21 protein-coding genes are annotated in these 16,554 nt (G+C 33.8%); 4 read left to right on the top strand and 17 right to left on the bottom strand.

The features are described 5' to 3' along the window. The first annotated feature begins 32 nt into the window (after window positions 1–32). A complete protein-coding gene (locus HNQ00_RS00780; RefSeq protein ID WP_173836129.1) occupies window positions 33–644 on the top strand; it encodes a short chain dehydrogenase in 612 nt (203 codons plus the stop codon). A 75-nt stretch (window positions 645–719) separates the two neighbouring features. Here HNQ00_RS00780 and HNQ00_RS00785 read toward each other — a convergent pair whose 3' ends face one another. From HNQ00_RS00785 to nfsB, 15 genes are all read right to left on the bottom strand, one after another. Beyond that, the gene (locus tag HNQ00_RS00785; RefSeq protein WP_173836130.1) at window positions 720–1,655 is read right to left on the bottom strand and encodes a helix-turn-helix domain-containing protein; all 936 of its coding nucleotides are present in this window, start codon (window positions 1,653–1,655) and stop codon (window positions 720–722) included. A gap of 203 nt (window positions 1,656–1,858) precedes the next feature. Continuing rightward, on the bottom strand, window positions 1,859–2,761 hold the full coding sequence (locus tag HNQ00_RS00790) for a haloalkane dehalogenase (protein ID WP_173836132.1): 903 nt from the start codon (window positions 2,759–2,761) through the stop codon (window positions 1,859–1,861). Between the two features lie 5 nt (window positions 2,762–2,766). Continuing rightward, window positions 2,767–3,480, bottom strand: coding sequence for a DNA alkylation repair protein (locus HNQ00_RS00795; protein WP_173836134.1), 714 nt, complete (start codon window positions 3,478–3,480; stop codon window positions 2,767–2,769). Window positions 3,481–3,555: 75 nt separating this feature from the next. Further along, window positions 3,556–4,530: an SDR family NAD(P)-dependent oxidoreductase gene (locus HNQ00_RS00800; protein ID WP_217425232.1), complete on the bottom strand. Its 975-nt coding sequence runs from the start codon at window positions 4,528–4,530 to the stop codon at window positions 3,556–3,558. 159 nt (window positions 4,531–4,689) lie between these two features. Then, complete coding sequence (locus tag HNQ00_RS00805; RefSeq protein ID WP_173836136.1) at window positions 4,690–5,133, bottom strand: nuclear transport factor 2 family protein; 444 nt, start codon at window positions 5,131–5,133, stop codon at window positions 4,690–4,692. Window positions 5,134–5,201: 68 nt separating this feature from the next. Beyond that, complete coding sequence (locus HNQ00_RS00810; protein WP_173836138.1) at window positions 5,202–5,837, bottom strand: SDR family oxidoreductase; 636 nt, start codon at window positions 5,835–5,837, stop codon at window positions 5,202–5,204. A gap of 16 nt (window positions 5,838–5,853) precedes the next feature. Further along, window positions 5,854–6,594 (bottom strand): SDR family oxidoreductase, encoded by a 741-nt coding sequence (locus HNQ00_RS00815; protein WP_173836140.1) that lies wholly within the window; start codon window positions 6,592–6,594, stop codon window positions 5,854–5,856. A gap of 23 nt (window positions 6,595–6,617) precedes the next feature. Continuing rightward, window positions 6,618–7,007, bottom strand: coding sequence for a hypothetical protein (locus HNQ00_RS00820; protein ID WP_173836142.1), 390 nt, complete (start codon window positions 7,005–7,007; stop codon window positions 6,618–6,620). After that, window positions 7,004–7,681, bottom strand: coding sequence for an NAD-dependent epimerase/dehydratase family protein (locus HNQ00_RS00825; protein ID WP_173836144.1), 678 nt, complete (start codon window positions 7,679–7,681; stop codon window positions 7,004–7,006). Before HNQ00_RS00825 ends, HNQ00_RS00820 begins: the two co-directional genes overlap by 4 nt. Then, window positions 7,678–8,010, bottom strand: coding sequence for a TfoX/Sxy family protein (locus HNQ00_RS00830; RefSeq protein WP_173836146.1), 333 nt, complete (start codon window positions 8,008–8,010; stop codon window positions 7,678–7,680). Before HNQ00_RS00830 ends, HNQ00_RS00825 begins: the two co-directional genes overlap by 4 nt. Window positions 8,011–8,016: 6 nt before the next feature. Continuing rightward, window positions 8,017–8,961, bottom strand: a complete 945-nt coding sequence (locus HNQ00_RS00835) for an alpha/beta fold hydrolase (RefSeq protein WP_173836148.1) — start codon at window positions 8,959–8,961, stop codon at window positions 8,017–8,019. Window positions 8,962–9,305: 344 nt separating this feature from the next. After that, window positions 9,306–10,208: a hypothetical protein gene (locus HNQ00_RS00840; protein WP_173836150.1), complete on the bottom strand. Its 903-nt coding sequence runs from the start codon at window positions 10,206–10,208 to the stop codon at window positions 9,306–9,308. 128 nt (window positions 10,209–10,336) lie between these two features. Then, window positions 10,337–10,732 carry a putative quinol monooxygenase gene (locus tag HNQ00_RS16265; protein ID WP_371738725.1) on the bottom strand — a complete coding sequence of 132 codons (396 nt, stop codon included), beginning with the start codon at window positions 10,730–10,732 and terminating at the stop codon, window positions 10,337–10,339. Between the two features lie 123 nt (window positions 10,733–10,855). After that, the gene (locus HNQ00_RS00850; protein WP_173836152.1) at window positions 10,856–11,779 is read right to left on the bottom strand and encodes an alpha/beta fold hydrolase; all 924 of its coding nucleotides are present in this window, start codon (window positions 11,777–11,779) and stop codon (window positions 10,856–10,858) included. A gap of 22 nt (window positions 11,780–11,801) precedes the next feature. Next, window positions 11,802–12,455: an oxygen-insensitive NAD(P)H nitroreductase gene (gene nfsB / locus HNQ00_RS00855; RefSeq protein ID WP_173836154.1), complete on the bottom strand. Its 654-nt coding sequence runs from the start codon at window positions 12,453–12,455 to the stop codon at window positions 11,802–11,804. Between the two features lie 225 nt (window positions 12,456–12,680). On the opposite strand from nfsB, the gene HNQ00_RS00860 reads away from it, so the two are divergent. From HNQ00_RS00860 to HNQ00_RS00870, 3 genes are all read left to right on the top strand, one after another. Further along, a complete protein-coding gene (locus HNQ00_RS00860) occupies window positions 12,681–13,064 on the top strand; it encodes a winged helix-turn-helix transcriptional regulator (RefSeq protein WP_035759080.1) in 384 nt (127 codons plus the stop codon). Between the two features lie 624 nt (window positions 13,065–13,688). Continuing rightward, window positions 13,689–13,877, top strand: coding sequence for an SDR family oxidoreductase (locus tag HNQ00_RS16270; RefSeq protein ID WP_217425234.1), 189 nt, complete (start codon window positions 13,689–13,691; stop codon window positions 13,875–13,877). A 346-nt stretch (window positions 13,878–14,223) separates the two neighbouring features. After that, window positions 14,224–15,201, top strand: coding sequence for a sterol desaturase family protein (locus HNQ00_RS00870; protein ID WP_173836156.1), 978 nt, complete (start codon window positions 14,224–14,226; stop codon window positions 15,199–15,201). 128 nt (window positions 15,202–15,329) lie between these two features. Here HNQ00_RS00870 and HNQ00_RS00875 read toward each other — a convergent pair whose 3' ends face one another. Both HNQ00_RS00875 and HNQ00_RS00880 read right to left on the bottom strand, forming a co-directional pair. Next, entirely contained in the window at window positions 15,330–15,581 is a 252-nt protein-coding gene (locus HNQ00_RS00875; RefSeq protein WP_173836158.1) for a hypothetical protein, read from the bottom strand. A gap of 102 nt (window positions 15,582–15,683) precedes the next feature. After that, window positions 15,684–15,881, bottom strand: a complete 198-nt coding sequence (locus HNQ00_RS00880) for a hypothetical protein (protein WP_173836160.1) — start codon at window positions 15,879–15,881, stop codon at window positions 15,684–15,686. Window positions 15,882–16,554: the final 673 nt, after the last annotated feature.

Here is a 16,554-nt window from a genome sequence, read left to right on the forward strand (position 1 = left end):
AAATTTGCATATAATTTTAAAACAAAAAATATATGAAAACGATAATCTTAATTGGAGCAAACGGAAAAATGGGTCAAGCAGCATTAAGCGGCTTAGGAAAACATAAAGTAATCACTGCAGGACGTTCGGCTGCTGACTACGATTTTCAAGTAGACATCACAAGTGAGGAATCATTAAGAAAGTTATACAAAGATGTAGGCCATTTTGACGCCGTAGTAAATACTGTTGGAGTTTGTGAATATGCTAATTTCACTGAAATGACCGAAGAACAATGGATGACTACCATTTTGAGCAAAATGATGGGGCAAATTAATCTTGTGCGTATAGGTCAAGAATACATTGCTGATAAAGGTTCTTTCACGCTAATTACAGGAATTTTAAATACAAAACCAATTCCGTTTGCAATTGCCGATGCAACTACAAGTGGCGCAATAGATACGTTTGTTAAATGTATTGCTTTTGAAATGCCTCGTGGTATTCGTATCAACTCTATAAATCCAACGGTTTTAGAAGAAGCTTGGGATGTTTATGGTGAAATGATGCCTGGATTTGAACCTGTTCCTGGTAGATTAGTAGGGAAAGCTTTTGAGCGTTCAGTTGATGGTTTCATCACTGGTCAAGTACTTTTTGTTGATGCTTATTAATCAATATTGAAAATAGAAAAAGGCGTTTGATATTTTAATCAAACGCCTTTTTTTTGTTTATTTTAAATTTTAGGATCAATTCAACTGCTTGCGATACGCCACAGGAGTTTGTCCTGTTTTGCTTTTGAATAATCGGCTAAAGTATTGCGGATATTCGAAACCTAAATTAAATGCTATCTCCGAAACGGAATTATTCGTATTAATCAATAAATTTTTAGCCTTTTCGATCATATAAAAATGAATATGGTCTTGGGTATTTTTACCAGTTTCCTTTTTCAATAAATCACTCAAATAACTGTCCGAAAGATGCAATTTTTTAGCAAAATAATGCACCTTAGGCAAGCCATTCAAACGAATGTCTTCCGACTCAAAATAGCTCTTTAGTAAACCATTGAACTGACTAAGAACCGTTGTGTTTTGGGACTTTCGAGTCAAAAACTGCCTGTTGTAAAAACGTTTTATATAATTGAATAACAGTTCGATATTCGAAACCAAAACATCTTGACTAAACTCATCTAGGTTTGCGCTATACTCTTCTTGGATTTTTAGAACAATACCATTTAGCGTTTGCTTTTCTTTATCCGAAATATGAAGCGCTTCGTTGGTGTCATAGCCAAAAAAACCATAGTCTGTCAATTTTTCCATTAATCCAGAACCACGTATTATATCCGGATGAAAATAAAGTGACCAGCCTTCCAGTTCGCCTTTCTCGGATATATAATCGATCTCAATTACTTGATCTGGTCCTACTCCTAATAGTGCTCCTTCGGTAAAGTCAAAATAGTCTCGACCGTACTTAAATGCGTTCGAAGTTTTGGTTTTTAAAGTAATATTATAAAAAGGGACACTCACTTTTTTATGCACCACTTCATCAGTAAAAGCAACTTTGGACAAATCTAAAACAGTAATTAAAGGATGACATGGTTTTTCATATTCTAAAACATCATGCAATTGACTAATCGTTTTAATCTTAAAAAATGTGCTTTTACTTTCTTCCTTTTTGTTTTCCATTTTTACATTGTATAAAGTTAAAGCCTTTGGGGCTATAAGGTATTTGCGTTAACAGCAATTAATGATTCTCGGTTTATAAACAAATATAGAAGAAAAGAACAAAATTGTAAAACTTGCTCTAAACTGCTATTTTCATATGTAGTTGTAACCTGTTATTTTCAATTATAACAGAAAAGCTTAAACTAAAATCTAGATTTATCTTTTTATTTATTTAGTGTTTTTTTATACCAATCTACAATACCTTCTCCAATTTCGTGTGGATGCGATTCTTGTAGATAATGCTTTCCTTCACCTAAATCTACTGCAGTAATATTTTTCCAAGTTGCAGCTATATGCTCACCTAATTCTCGATTAATTATGAGACCTGGTTCTGCATAGAATAACAACTTAGGAACGTCAGAATTTTTGTGGTATTCATTGTATGAATTAACAATGTCTGTAGTGAATTTTGGAACACCATCAAACGAAATTTGACTAGGCCACATAAACAGTGGTTTACGGCTCTTTTCTTCCAAATAAGGCGCTCGGTAATGGTCCATTTCTTCTTGAGTTAATTCTCTGCCCGCCATCATGGGTAGCATAGCTTCAATAAAGAAGTTGTTTTTAACGATCATATTATGTCCTTCTACAGGGTCACGAAATTTTTCGAATAGTGCTTCGGTCTCTTTAGTCGTATTTTTCCAATAAGAAACTTGAACCATAGCTTCAAAAAACACAATTCCTTTTACATTTTCTCTATGCTGATTGGCATAATTGAAACCTAAACCAGAACCCCAATCTTGTATTACTAGAATGACGTTTTTTAGCCCTAACTTTTCAACAAATGCATCTAAATAAGCAATATGATCTTTTAATGTGTAGTCTATATCTGGCTTGTCAGATTTACCCATTCCAATAAGATCTGGAACAACTACACGACCTAAGGCACTTACATACGGAATAATATTACGCCATAAATAACTTGATGTAGGATTACCGTGTATTAGTAAAAAAGTATGTTCTGAATTTTTATCTCCTTCATCTACATAATGCATTTTAGAATCTAATACTTCTTGGAATTTAGATTCAAAAGGAAACGCTGCTGATATTTGTTTTTTGTTGGTCATATTTTTTATTTATTAAATTTTGAAATTGAACTTTTGCGGTTTAAAACTCTTCCCACTTTTCTAATTTCCTTCAGTTTTTCTCGTTTTGTTTTATCCCATTTTTCCGTACCTGCACTATATCCATAAGCACAAATTTTAGTTGCATTTTCAAATAGAAATTCTTCCTGCTCTTTAGGGTATATATTTCCTATTTCTCTAAGAGTCCAACCCACGCCTTTCTCCACATAATAAGCGTTGTCAGAAATTAAAGGTGCTACCAAATCTATAAGTACATGAAAAGGTAAATAGTGCTTTCTATGTGCGCTATAATAAAGTAAACCTACTATACTTTGCCTTCTATGCCATGGGTTTTTAGAAGTATTCCATTTTTTATACGTTGGCAAAATTAGTGCTGCATCATATTCTACTAATTGCGCATATATTTTTGAAATACTATCACTTGTTTCCCAACGATTAATTTTGTCTTGCCATACTTTAATCGTTGACCAAGAAGCACCCATTTCTTCTTGGTTTGTAATATGCTCCTCCAAGAAATACAAACAAAACATTTCTGCTCTATACACTTTTGTATTCGTCCAGATATAATTCCAAATCTCTAGTTGTTCACTAAAAGTTAAAAGGCTAAAACTAAAGCCGGCATTAAAAGCTTTCCTTTGTAAAGGAACGGTTTCACCTGCTTTAGAAGTGATTGTTTCTATTTCTTGAAGATAGTTTTGCATATTATTATAAAATTCTTGTAGGAATGGCTTCTTTCGCTAATGTAGATTTACCGAAATCACCAACCGTTTGTGTTTTTATATTTTAAATTCACCAACAGCTTTTTCACAACCATTCCAATTGATAGCTACATTAGATTCATCAAAAAGTAGTTCTTCTGGTTCTAACAAATTAGGAAAACCACTTATCCCTTCAGTAGGCCCATAAAAATCACCAGATTTTGCCTCTTTATCCATAGCCGCTCTAATAATTCCAGCCGCACCATCTTCTGCAGACTGTGCTTGGCTCATAACTCCTCCGTTAACATCCATTCCACCGGTTTTAGATGAAGTTGATTGAAGGTTGGTTATTGCTACTCCAGGATGCGCTAATAATGAAATAATATTTTTAACGTTAGCTTCTGAAAGTTTCTTTTTTAAACCATAAGTAAAAGTTGCATTTGCCAATTTAGTTTGGTGATAACGCTCCCATCTGGCGCCTTGAAAATTTGCGGTTTCTTCAGCTGTTCCATTACCACCTAAATTACCTCCATTTTTCTCAAAATAGGCAGATTCTAATGGTCCACCTAATCTAGATAACGACGTTTGGTTTATGACTCTAGCTTCACTACTGTTTTTAAGCAAAGGGTATAATTCTTTGGTTAAAAGAAAGTGTGATATAGCATTTGTTTGCATCTGAACATCATACCCATCTTTAGTCGCTTCATCTTTTACAGCCATAATTCCAGCATTATTGACTAAAACATCCAGAACATTATACTCCGATTTAATTTTTTCTGCTGCTTGTTTTACACTTTCTAAATCTTGCAAATCGCAAGCTATAGCTTCAAATTTACCGTTTGGAACCGCTTCGGTTAACTGCTTATACGCATTTTCTGATCTTGCACTTGTACGATTAAGCAATAGGACTGTAGCCCCTTTTTTAGCAACTTCTCTTGCGAATACAAATCCGGTACCACTTGTTGTGCCTGTAATGGCAACCACCTTATTTGTCATATCTTGAGCATGTTCTTCAAGTACTTTATCAAGGTGGATTGTTTTATTTTGAGTCATAATTTTTTATTATTTGTAATTGTTGGTTTTAATTTTTTGTACTATTGGACCAATAACCAATTCATTTATCTCTATTTCATCTAGTTGCTCTAACTTCTTTTCCTTCTATTGTTTTACTATAATTCTATGTGCCCAAGGTCACTATTTTAATTCCTATTATTAAGCTCCAAGTACATTAGCCATGTTAAGTCTTAAACTTTTAATACGCCAACCACTTTTTGTTCTAACATAATCATTATCATAACTAGCAAGCATACAAATCACTTTTTCGCCATCAATAGCTGGAGAAAAAAGTATCCATTTTGCAGTAGCTTTATCTTCATTAATTTCAATAATGGGGTTCGTAAAACTATGAATGAAGAATTTATTTTCTGCATCAAAAGAGGTAAAGGATTCCATTATTTCTTTGTGCCCATTAGCTAATACTCCAGCTCCTGGGGCTTCCCATAAAGCATCTTCGGTAAATATGTCAGTAAGCTTCTCAATATACATTTCCTTTCCATTCCAACCTTTATCTACATAATGACCGTAGGTAGCCTGTAGTGTTCTTATAGCTTCTAAATCTTCTAATTTTTGAATTCTTTGTTCTAATGTATTTTCCATTATTGTATTTTTTCATGAATTCCACAGGTACTAAACTCTTGTTTTGTACCGAAGGAAATACTAGTTCATTAACTTAGAGATTCTCTAATAGATTCTTTTCCGCTAAATAACTCAACTGTTTTGCCTTTTGTAGCGTTATTTTCTAGACAATACGCAATTACATTAGCGACATCTTCTCTAGGAATGACTAGCTCTTTAAAATTTTCAGATCTTGTAGTTCTAATTAAACCCGTTGCTTTTTCATTGATTAAACTACCAGGTTGTAAAATCGTATACGCTAAACCACTTTCTAATAAATAATAATCGGCAAAATACTTCGCTACTAAATATGGTTTTAAGTCAGATACAAACTCGTTAGGATCACCAGCACCCAGACCACTTACCATAATAAAATGCTGTATATCATTTTTTATAGCATAATCAACAGCCTTTTTGGCTGCCCATAGATCTATTAAAAGTGTTTTATCGTAACCTGTATTACCTCCAGAACCAGCACTAAATACTACTTTATCGCAATCTTTAAAAGCGTGTTCAAAATCGTTTTCAAGGTCTCCAACTACAATTTCTGCACCTAGTTTTTTAAGTTCTTGCCCTTTCTGTTCATTACGAACCAAGGCAACTACAGAATTTTCTTCTTGGAGCAATTTTTCAACAAGTATTTTTCCTATTTGCCCACTTGCTCCTATAACTAAGGTTTTTTTCATACTAGATTTTATATCATTAAAATTCCTGTACCGTAGGACGAATTACTAATTCATTAATATCCACATCATCTGGTTGCTCAATAGCATAAGCCACTGCTTTAGCAATAGAAATTGCAGGAATAGCATCTTTATATACTTGTTGAACAAACTGAGATGTAGCCTCGTCTGAGCTTCCTAGTTGCAATTCAGAATCAATTAAACCTGGCGAAAGTATGGTGGTTCTAATGTCCTTGCCTACTTCTTGTCTTAATCCTTCACTAATCGCTCTTACAGCAAATTTAGTTCCGCTATATACGGCTCCACCTGGACTCACTTTTAATCCGGCTACGGATGCAAGATTTATAAAATGTCCTGATTTTTGTTTCTGGAATTCTGGTAATGCTGCAGCAATTCCGTATAACACTCCTTTGATATTTACGTCAATCATGCTGTCCCATTCGTCTACTTTAAGTGCAGCTAATGGTGCTAATGGCATAATGCCTGCATTATTTATCATTACATCTATTTTACCAAAACTGTCAATTGCCTTTTTAACTAATGCCTTTACATCATTAGCTTTGGTAACGTCTGTTTTTAGTACTTCAATTGCTCCTCCGCTTTTTCTTATTTCATCAGCAATTACCTCTAATTTATCTAGTCTACGAGCACCTAAAACTATTTTGGCTCCTTTTTCTGCTAAAAAACGTGCTGTAGCTTCTCCTAATCCACTACTACCTCCTGTAATTACTACTACTTTACCTTCTATATTATTTTTCATTGTATTTGATTTTTAAAATTTTATTAATTAGTTCTTCCTACTATTAATTTTGAAAATGGTATTCCAGTAACTTTTACACTTCCAATTATGAAGACAATTGCTAATACTAAATCCATTCCCGTAGTGTATATCATTTCTTGTGGCACATCCCCAACCGTTGTGGCATAGGATACTAGAAATACGTTAAATAAGCGCACAAAACCATTCCAAAGGATTATGGGTGCTCTTGTGTTTACTTCTTGTATCGCCCAAATTAGTGATGCTCCCGCGAAGATTATAAAAGCACCTGCTACCGAATTGGTTATTAAGGCTTCGCCCGTTTTACTAGAGATTGCTTGTACAATCATCATAATACCTATTGGGAAGTTTAAGATACCAGCTATTAGAACTATTGTTTTAAATATTTTATTCATTTTGATTGGTTTAATTTTTTGGCTAATTTATTAACCTGTTCATTTTCTAAAAGTTTGTTGTCGGTTCCAAAAAGAACGCTATTAATCATAGCGAGACCAACGTTGACACTTGTGGTGTTATTTTTCTTTTTTTCTAAAAGTCCAAAAAACGGACGAGCGATAAAATAGAATGCATTTACCCAAGATGTTTTTGATTTTATGCCTTTCAAAGGAATAATTAATTGAAGTCGAAACATATAAGCATCTTTAAAGCCCATATTCAAAATCATATTCTCGGTTTTACCTTTTACACGGGCCCACATCAATTTTCCTTTTTCGGTACTATCGGTTCCTTCACCAGAAACATAATTGAATACCATTTGTGGATTACTAGCATAAAGCGTTTTAGCCAAAGCTTCGGTAATTCCGTAAGTAAATCGATAATAATCTTCTTCTTTCATTCCAATTGATGAAACTCCCATGCAATGAAAAGAAGCATCATACCCTTGCAATTGATCCTTAATAGCACTAAAATCGAAGAAATTTTTATGAATTATTTCTTTCAATTTTGGATGCTGCATTTGCAAAGAGCTTCGGTTTATGACCAATACTTCTTGAACATTTGGAGATTCTAAACATTCTATTAAAACGCCTCGTCCCACCATACCCGTGGTTCCTGTTATAATTACTTTCATTTATTATTTTTATTTTTTTGAATTTCTAAAGAGACTTTAGCCCAAGCAATAACTTGGTTAGCATCTTCCAGAATTTCGATAGGAACTTCATAAAAAGAAGCGACCACACTGTTACTTTTAAAAAGTTTTAAAGCTTCAGAACCAGCTGCTAGATAGTCCGCTTTATTGCTTTCATCTACTTTGAAATAGAGTACTTCTTTTGAAACAATTCCAAACATCAAATCGTCTGTATACAGACCTACACAACCGAACATTCGTTTGGAATGAATCGTTTTCCAATTGGACAATTGATCCAAAATAAAGTCTAAATAATCAGTTGAAGCAGCCATTTATATTTATTTTGATTCTAAATTTTTCAGCATTCTTCGTAAAGATAACACAAAACTCTTGGGACTATCTTCTTGTGTAAAATGTCCTGCTTCAGGAAGCAATTGTACTGGTGCTGTAGGATAAATAGAACGCCATTTATCTTGAATCTCTTTAGAAGCAACAACGTCATCTTTTATTCCGAAAATAAGTTCAACTGGTTTATCTTGTAGTGTGCTTAATTTTGCTTCTAATTCTTCTAGCCAATCAGCTGCCAAGGTAATTTCTGCCGGAAAAACAGCGGTTCCTTTTCTAGACTCTTTGGTTGGGAAAGCCATTGAATATGCATCTGTAATGGCTTTGTTACTGCTTGATTTGAAATTAATCGAGCCTTGCATTAATGTAGTTGCAAAAAAGTTTTCGTCTATAATTTTTGCTTGCATTTCTGGCGTTCTCATGTACATAGAGAATTCGACCATTTTACCTTCCGCTTTCCAAGCCCAAGTATTGCTTATCACAACTCCCAACACTTTATCAGGATTACTAGTAGCAACAGATAAACCTGTTGGACCTCCCCAATCTTGAACAACAATAATAAACTTATCTAGTTTTAAATGTTCAAAAAGAAGAGCACTAATCCATTGTGCATGCTCTTGTGGCGTAAAACCATAATTTGCTGGTGTGTCCGAAAAACCAAAACCAGGTAAATCATAAGCGATTACTCTAGCTTCACCAGAAAGTTCTTTAATAATATTTCGATTCAAAAAAGACCAATCTGGGTTTCCGTGTGTTAATACAATCGGAATTCCTTCGCCTTCATCAATATAATGCATAGAAACTCCGTCTTTATCGAACCAATTACTTTGAAAAGGATATTCCGTTTTATCCACTATAAAAGGTCGCTGCTTTTTGTTGTTTCTATCTCTATTGAAAATTAAGGGATCAGGTATTTGTGTGTTTATTTTGTTTTCCATGGTGTTTTTATTTAATGTAAATGGATATTTCTTTGCTGATTTTATAATTTAAATCTATAAACAAACGCTAACAATTTGTCTAGCACAAAGATAAGCAACACTATAGACTCAAAATTTATACTAATTCTTGAATGTTGTATACTTTTTAAGGTACGCAGTTGCAACGCTGCAATCTAGATCGTATTTAATTCACTACGAGTTAGTTACTGTATAGTAGTAATTCGTCATTTACCGATAATAAAAAAGCTGAGACTATTTTTGTAATAATCTTAGTGCTCACGATGTAATTGAATTTTGAAAATCGAATTCGGAATTATACTTTAGGGATTGGGCTATTAAGTTGATTATTTTTTTTGATATAACATTTTTGCACTTCCTAACAGGTAATTTCTCCATCCAAAATTAGGATAGGCTTTATCCATTTTCTGAATGAATTCTTCTTCATTCTTAGCCGCAGAAAGTAGTGCTTTCATTTCTTTAAGATAGTTGATTTTAATGGTCACGTCTCCCGAAGTTTCCGGTGCACTGTGTGAAGAAAAATAGGTGGTATAGCCTTTTTCTTGAAAAGCAGTAAGCTCTTTAATTACCGTATCTATAAATTCAGTATTGAAAATCATAGTATGGTTGTCGTGCCCAACCATATGTAAGTGAACCGCCTTTATTGCTGGCATTTCTACATCAAAACCAAAACCGGTAGGCGTAATAATAAAAGGAATCCCTGAAATCTCTTGAGCTCCCGCCTTTAATAAATCGGTTGGTACAATTGTAGTTTCGTCAAGATCTTGTCCTGAGACTTTTTTCAAGACAGATAGCGATTCATTTCCGGAATTCTTCATATAATCCAAAGATTCTTGATTAGAATAGATATGATTGAATTTTAGCTTGTCAGTATCAAAAAAGTGCTTTCCAATTAAATGATACGAAACCATTACATCAATATCTTTGTAACCCAAACCAACAATATAATCCACTAGTTCCTTGTAATTATCTTTCATTGGAGGAGTCTCTATTAATACCCCTTTTCCCTTCTTTTCGATAAAAAAAGCGTGAGTATTAAAAAAGCCTTTCGTTTCATAAACGTGAACTTTCGTTTCTCCGTAATCAAAAATTTGCATAGTACCCTTTTTCAATTGCACTGCTTTTATATTTTCATTAAAAGTTCGCATACTTGGTTCTTGAGCTGAAACATTCTGAATTCCAAATGATACTATAAATCCGTAAACTATTGCTGTAATTATATTTTTCATCTTTAACTAAATTATATTTCTGTTACGAAATTCATATATTGTTTTAAATCTCCATCTACCGCTTCTTCCAACAATTTTCTTGTTTTCATGGCGTATGGTTGATTAAAATGAATGTCCCAAACATCAGATTATTTTCTCCAATGTTCATAAACAGCCAAGGTATCTTCTTGCCCGTCAACAGTGTATAAATCAACAAGGATGTTTCCTTCTTCCTCTTTTCGAGTGTTGGTAATATGATCTTCAAATTGGGCTAGAATTTGATTTCTATAAGTTGGATCGAACTTAAAGATGAAGAAAATGATGAACAGTTCGTCATCTGCATTTGCAGATTTAGAACGATCTGGTAACGGATTAGTATCACCTAAAAAGTAGAAATCGGGTGCGGTTGCCAAGGCTGTTTGGCCTATTTGCATTAACTTTTGGGTATGAGGCTCTTTGTCATGAGATTCGATGGCTGCTTTGTCTGCCCAACGTTCGTACACAAAAAACACATTGGCATCTGCTTTCGATATAAAAACTTTAATTTCGTGATTTCCCGCTTACTTTTGTGTTGCCGCTTGCGCTTCTTTTAAAGTTGCTGCAAAACTAGTTGCGTGTTCTGGTTTTGCGGTGAATTTTACTATGGTGCTTTTCATTTTATAATTTTGTTATAATTTTATAAATTCTTTAATGTCTTTAGCGACTTCCTCTGGCACTTCTAATTGTGGTGAATGCGATGCGTTTTCAATAACAACCAACTTCGCATTCGGAATGTGATCTTTGTAATATTCAGCCACATTAAAACGAACCACTTCATCGTGTTTCCCTTGTAATACTAATGTTGGTGCTTTGATATACTGAACATCTTCTTTAAGGTTGAAATACTTTCCGTTTTTAATCGCAGGAATTAAAGTGCCATCTACAAAATCTTTACTGTTGTTAACCGTTTCTATCAAATAATCAGCAATAGGCCCAGGAAGATCAGGTACTTTGTAAAAAACACGTTGAAGCACTTTGTTTAGCTCCGCTCTGTTTTCAATTTTTTTCCCAAAACCACTATATACCACATGGTCATCTACGGTAATTCCGGCTGCATCTAACAATATTAAATTTGTAACATCAGCAGGATATTTTACGGCATAGGCAGCAGCTGTGTGTCCGCCCATTGAATTACCAATTAGGTTGAACTGTTTTACATCAATTTGAGCTAAAAACGATTTTAGAAAAGTGGCTTGTCCGTCAATAGAATAGTCTAAACCCTGTTTTCTTTCATTCTCACCATGTCCTGCTAAATCAGGTAAAATTAAATGGTAATCTGAGGACAAATATTTAGCCATTTGCAAAAAGCTGTTCTTATCATCTCCCATACCGTGTACTAATACAAAATTTGGTTTATCATTATTTGCTTCGCTTTCGTAAAAATGCACGGTGTACCCATTTACAACTACCGTTTTCTTTTCTAAATTTGCTGCATTGGCATAACTAGCATTCGTTTGATCTACAAGTACCTTTGGAAAAAAGAAAAATACAATGGCTCCAATTAATAGTAAGCCAACGATGATTCCGCCAACTATTTTTAAGAATTTTTTCATAATTTATATTGTTTTAAATGGATTATAATTTTGTAATAATGGTCTCTTCTGGAAATCTCGATTTTGGCAATTTCGCATTAAAATCAGTATCTTTTCTATACCCTAAAGACACCACTGCAAGCGCTGTGTAGCCTTTTTCGCGTAAGCCAAACTCAATATCTAATGCTTTTAAATCAACACCTTCCATTGGGCAAGCATCAATACCTAAAGCAGCAACTCCTAATAAAAATGATCCCATATTTAGATACACTTGCTTTTCCATCCAATGTTGTAAATCTTTAAGATCGTATTTATGAAGGTCTACAAACAACTTACGTCCACCTTGTACTTGATCTTTGAATTCTTGTGCCGCAAAACGACCATCTTCATCTTCTTGTTCTAAAATACTAGTCAAATAGGCTTCGTCTGCATTGGTACGCGCAGCAAAGACAATTACATGAGAGGCATCGTAAACTTTAGGTGTGTTAAAATGAAAAAATCCTTCTGTTCCTTTTGCAATACGTTGTTTACCTTCTGTAGTATCTGCAATAAGAAAATGCCAAGGTTGTAAGTTGATACTTGACGGACTTAAACGCAATAAATCTTTTACTTGTTCAAAATCTGTCTCTGAGATCTTCTTAGTAGCATCAAATTCTTTTACTGAATAACGGTTGTTTAATATTTCACTTAAAATCATAATCTTATATTTAGTTGATTATTTATACTATCATTTTTATAGTGGCAAAAGTATGTATAGTTTATAATGTATACAATAACGGTCACGAAGTATAGTATAAAATAAATTTTCAACTAGCTATATTTCAATAGTTTAAAAAATTAAAATTAACTATAAAAAATATAGTTGCACACTAATAATTAGTGCTATATCTTTGCACTTTATAATGTATATAAAAATGATGCTATGGACAGAAAAGAACTTTTCGAAAAAAAACCAAAAATAAAGATCAACGACAAAATATCCTGGTGCCCCACAAGTGCTGCCATGGAATTGATAGGCGGAAAATGGAAGAGTGTGATCCTGACCCACTTGATTAGTGGTACGAAGCGCTACAACGAATTACGCAAAGAAATTCCGGGAATCACGGAGCGCACCTTGAGTTTGCAACTCAAACAACTGGAAGAAGACGGTTTTGTAGTTAGAAAAGTATTCACCAAAAAACCACCTTTACGAGTAGAATATACCTTAACCGAATTTGGTTTAACATTATCGCCTATCTTAAATTCAATTGTGGAATGGGGACTTATGGCTGCAGAAACCAAAGGCGAATTTATTTTTGAAGAATAAAGATCTAGGAAGCGTTTAAATAAGCGCTTGCCTAACTATTCTAATCAAAAAACAATATATTTAGGGTTGCGCACCATCTCGTGCCACCTAAAAAGATTTGTTGCTAACTATGAAAAATGACCTAATCCAACATCTGAGCACATCCACCTAGTTTGTCATTCTGCAAGAATGGCACACACGCATACACAACGAGCATCCGCAATCAGGGCCATTGCGAGGAACGCGGCAATCACGTGCAGTGCGTCACTATTTATTGAGGTGTAGATTTGATTTTAAAGGATTATTATTGGTGCTTACTCTGCATTGGCTTTTTTAACCATATAAGCCATTTAAGTTTTTATCTTCTTTGAGACTTTTAAACCATTTAAGAAATATAAGAACATATACCTTTTGGCGCTTAAAAGCACCCAACGAAACGCAAAGCAAATCTACCTAGTTTGTCATTCTGAAAGAATCTCATGCACGCATACACAACGAGCATCCGCAATCTGGGTCATTCCGAGGAACGCGACAATCACGTACAGTGAGTCGCTTTTTATTGAGGTGTAGATTTGATTTTAACCGATTATTATTGGTGCTTTTGTTATTTAATAATGGATTTAGCTACGGTAATTGTCAATAGGAATGAGCGCAAAGTCGAAGACATTTACGCAGCCTTCACGATGGAATCACCGTTTAAAAATAAAATTGGGCATTATACTTTGCGGAGCGAGGGAACCAGAAGATATTGCGAAGATAGTGTTGCTTTTGCGTAGCGATGAAGCAAAATGGATGACCGGACAGAATATTGGTGCCAACGGCGGTACTGCATAAAGGCAATTACTTTTTTTAGTTAATAAAATAAGTCCGCTCCACATGGAACGGACTTATATCTAAACCTCTTCTATCTTTTTGAACATGTGCCAGTCCTAAACTTTTATACTCTTATTCGAAAGATTGTAAATTAGCCAGGCTTACTCTTTATTTTTAAAATTTGTCATCATTTTGTACACTTTAGATAAATTATTAATCCTTTAAACATCTAAAAATGGTATTTGGTATAATAAATTAAAAAATTTAATATCAATGCTAAATTGCATTTAACTGAAGTATATTGCTCAAATACAAAATTTATAATGGAAATTACCGTTATATAATCACACACAAAATAACTACAATATTGGATTTTACAAACCCGTTAGTCTATGGAGTTCCTTGTTTTTTGGGCTTTATCGCAATAGAACTTACTTACAGCAAAACTCATGACGACAAAGAATTATACAAATGGAAAGATTTTTTTTCCAGCTTATCACTTGGAATAGGATCTGCAGTAATTGGTGCTCTGGTAAAAACAGTAGCCGTAATTTTAGTCTTTAATTTTGCTTATGAGCTATTTAATCCTATTGTGGATGGTGTTAGAACCAATATTATGGGTTGGCAATCTTTTGGATATGCTTGGTATGTTTGGATAATCTGCATGCTATTAGACGATTATTCTTATTATTGGTTTCATAGACAAAACCATATGGTCCGTTTTTTATGGGCTGCACATATTGTACATCACTCTTCAGACAATTTTAATTTAGGAACAGCGGTACGAAATGGTTGGTTTACTATTTTTTACAAGCCTTTTTTTTATGTTTGGATTGTAATTATAGGTTTTCCACCAGAAATGTTAGTTGTTTGTATGGGGATTGAAGCTTTATGGCAATTTCAACTTCATACGCAGTATGTAAAAAACTTAGGATTTTTAGAAATCTTTTTAAATACACATACCATGCACCAAGTGCACCACGCTCAGAATATTGAATACATGGACAAAAATCACGGTGGAATCCTAAATGTATTTGATCGCGTTTTTGGGACTTGGAAAAAAATTGACCAATCTATTGATATAAAATATGGTGTTTCTGTCCCTCCAGAATCTTATAACTTGTTTATAATTTTAACACACGAGTATAAAAACATTTGGGATGATATGAAAAAATCAAGTAATTGGTATCACAAATTTAAATACGCCTTTGCTGCTCCTGGTTGGAGTCATGACGGAAGCACACAAACGATTAAGCAAATTAGAAAAGAAATGGCAGAAGATGCTAATAACAATTTAGAAGTATCAAATCCTAAACCTATTTTGATAAAGAGTGATGTAAAATAAAGACACCTTTTTAGTGTTAAAAAACAAATGCTCCCATTAGTCACGTGATTAATGGGAGCATTTTAGTATAACCTATTTTCTATTGAAAGAAAATCTCATACTTTATAAGTATATTTTCTTAATCCTTTTTAAATATTTTGAAATTCATTATAATATTCATCAAGAATTTCATTCATTAAAATGCTTATTTTTTCAGAATCTTCAGAATAAGAATTTGCAAGTGAAAATCTAATCGTCCAGTCTGGACCGTCAAAACCACCACCAGGCATTGCTACAATAGATTCTTCTTCAGCCAAACGAATTACTGGATCTAAAGCGTTATAATTCTCGCCAACCCATTTACTAAATGTTTCATTGTATTTATCTCTAGCTAAATTCAAGAAATCTACCAAAGTGTAATAATATGCTGCATTCTTATTGTCTTCAAATATTAATGGTTTGCCAGGTAAGTCTTTATACAGTTTGTTATATCTATTTCTAACCTATTTTTTTACATCTTTTTTATACTTGTTTTCAGTATCAATTAAAGTTGCTAAAGAGAATAACGACATTTGAATTTGTTGTGGTGTAGATAAACCAGCAGTGTGATTTAAAGCTACACTGCGACTATCAGCAACAAAACGATCTATCATTTTTATACCATCAAATAGGTCAAATTTGAAGCCTTCAGCTTCAGCCATAGCAGCTAAGCGTAATTTATGTACATCTGTTTCCTCATTGCTTACTCTGGATTGGCTTTTTTAAACCATATAAGCCATTTAAGTTTTTATCTTCTTTATGAATTTTAAACCATTTAAGAAATTAAAGAACATATAAGTTTTGGCGCTTTAATGCACCCAACCAAGCGCAAAGCAAATCTACCTAAGTTTGTCATTCTGAAAGAATCGCACACACGCATACACAACGTATATCCGCAAGCAGGGTAATTGCGAGTAACGCGGCAATCACGTACAGTTTGTCACTTTTTATTGAGGTGTAGATTTGATTTTAAAGGATCATTATTGGTACTTACTCTAGATTGGCTTTTTTAAACCATATAAGCTAGTTAAGTTTTTATCTTCTTTATGACTTATAACCATTAAAGAAATTAAAGAATATATAAGTTATGCCGCTTAAATGCACCCAACGAAGCGTAAAGCAAATCCACCTAGATTGTCATTCTGAAAGAATCTCGCACATGCATACACAACGAGCATCCGCAATCATGGTGATTGCGAGGAACGCGGTAATCGCGTACAGTGAGTTACTTTTTATTGAGGTGTAGATTTAATTTTAAAGGATTATTATTGGTGATTTCTATTATCTAATAACGGATTTAACTACCGTAATTGTCAATAGGAATGAGCGCAAAGT

Origin of the sequence: Flavobacterium aeripolare, assembly GCF_013294025.1 — a bacterium.
In the GTDB taxonomy this organism is placed as follows: Bacteria; Bacteroidota; Bacteroidia; order Flavobacteriales; family Flavobacteriaceae; genus Flavobacterium.

Bases quoted from the DNA above. Each gene is read 5' to 3' on its own strand.
- HNQ00_RS00860 (WP_035759080.1), top strand. From the start codon at position 12,681: ATGGACAGAAAAGAACTTTTCGAAAAAAAACCAAAAATAAAGATCAAC.
- HNQ00_RS00840 (WP_173836150.1), bottom strand. From the start codon at position 10,208: ATGAAAAATATAATTACAGCAATAGTTTACGGATTTATAGTATCATTT.
- HNQ00_RS00785 (WP_173836130.1), bottom strand. From the start codon at position 1,655: ATGGAAAACAAAAAGGAAGAAAGTAAAAGCACATTTTTTAAGATTAAA.
- HNQ00_RS00880 (WP_173836160.1), bottom strand. From the start codon at position 15,881: ATGGCTGAAGCTGAAGGCTTCAAATTTGACCTATTTGATGGTATAAAA.
- HNQ00_RS16270 (WP_217425234.1), top strand. From the start codon at position 13,689: ATGAGCGCAAAGTCGAAGACATTTACGCAGCCTTCACGATGGAATCAC.
- HNQ00_RS00820 (WP_173836142.1), bottom strand. From the start codon at position 7,007: ATGAATAAAATATTTAAAACAATAGTTCTAATAGCTGGTATCTTAAAC.
- HNQ00_RS00825 (WP_173836144.1), bottom strand. From the start codon at position 7,681: ATGAAAGTAATTATAACAGGAACCACGGGTATGGTGGGACGAGGCGTT.
- HNQ00_RS00780 (WP_173836129.1), top strand. From the start codon at position 33: ATGAAAACGATAATCTTAATTGGAGCAAACGGAAAAATGGGTCAAGCA.
- HNQ00_RS00790 (WP_173836132.1), bottom strand. From the start codon at position 2,761: ATGACCAACAAAAAACAAATATCAGCAGCGTTTCCTTTTGAATCTAAA.
- HNQ00_RS00795 (WP_173836134.1), bottom strand. From the start codon at position 3,480: ATGCAAAACTATCTTCAAGAAATAGAAACAATCACTTCTAAAGCAGGT.
- HNQ00_RS00815 (WP_173836140.1), bottom strand. From the start codon at position 6,594: ATGAAAAATAATATAGAAGGTAAAGTAGTAGTAATTACAGGAGGTAGT.
- HNQ00_RS00810 (WP_173836138.1), bottom strand. From the start codon at position 5,837: ATGAAAAAAACCTTAGTTATAGGAGCAAGTGGGCAAATAGGAAAAATA.
- HNQ00_RS00805 (WP_173836136.1), bottom strand. From the start codon at position 5,133: ATGGAAAATACATTAGAACAAAGAATTCAAAAATTAGAAGATTTAGAA.
- HNQ00_RS00830 (WP_173836146.1), bottom strand. From the start codon at position 8,010: ATGGCTGCTTCAACTGATTATTTAGACTTTATTTTGGATCAATTGTCC.
- HNQ00_RS00800 (WP_217425232.1), bottom strand. From the start codon at position 4,530: ATGACTCAAAATAAAACAATCCACCTTGATAAAGTACTTGAAGAACAT.
- HNQ00_RS00835 (WP_173836148.1), bottom strand. From the start codon at position 8,961: ATGGAAAACAAAATAAACACACAAATACCTGATCCCTTAATTTTCAAT.
- HNQ00_RS00850 (WP_173836152.1), bottom strand. From the start codon at position 11,779: ATGAAAAAATTCTTAAAAATAGTTGGCGGAATCATCGTTGGCTTACTA.
- nfsB (WP_173836154.1), bottom strand. From the start codon at position 12,455: ATGATTTTAAGTGAAATATTAAACAACCGTTATTCAGTAAAAGAATTT.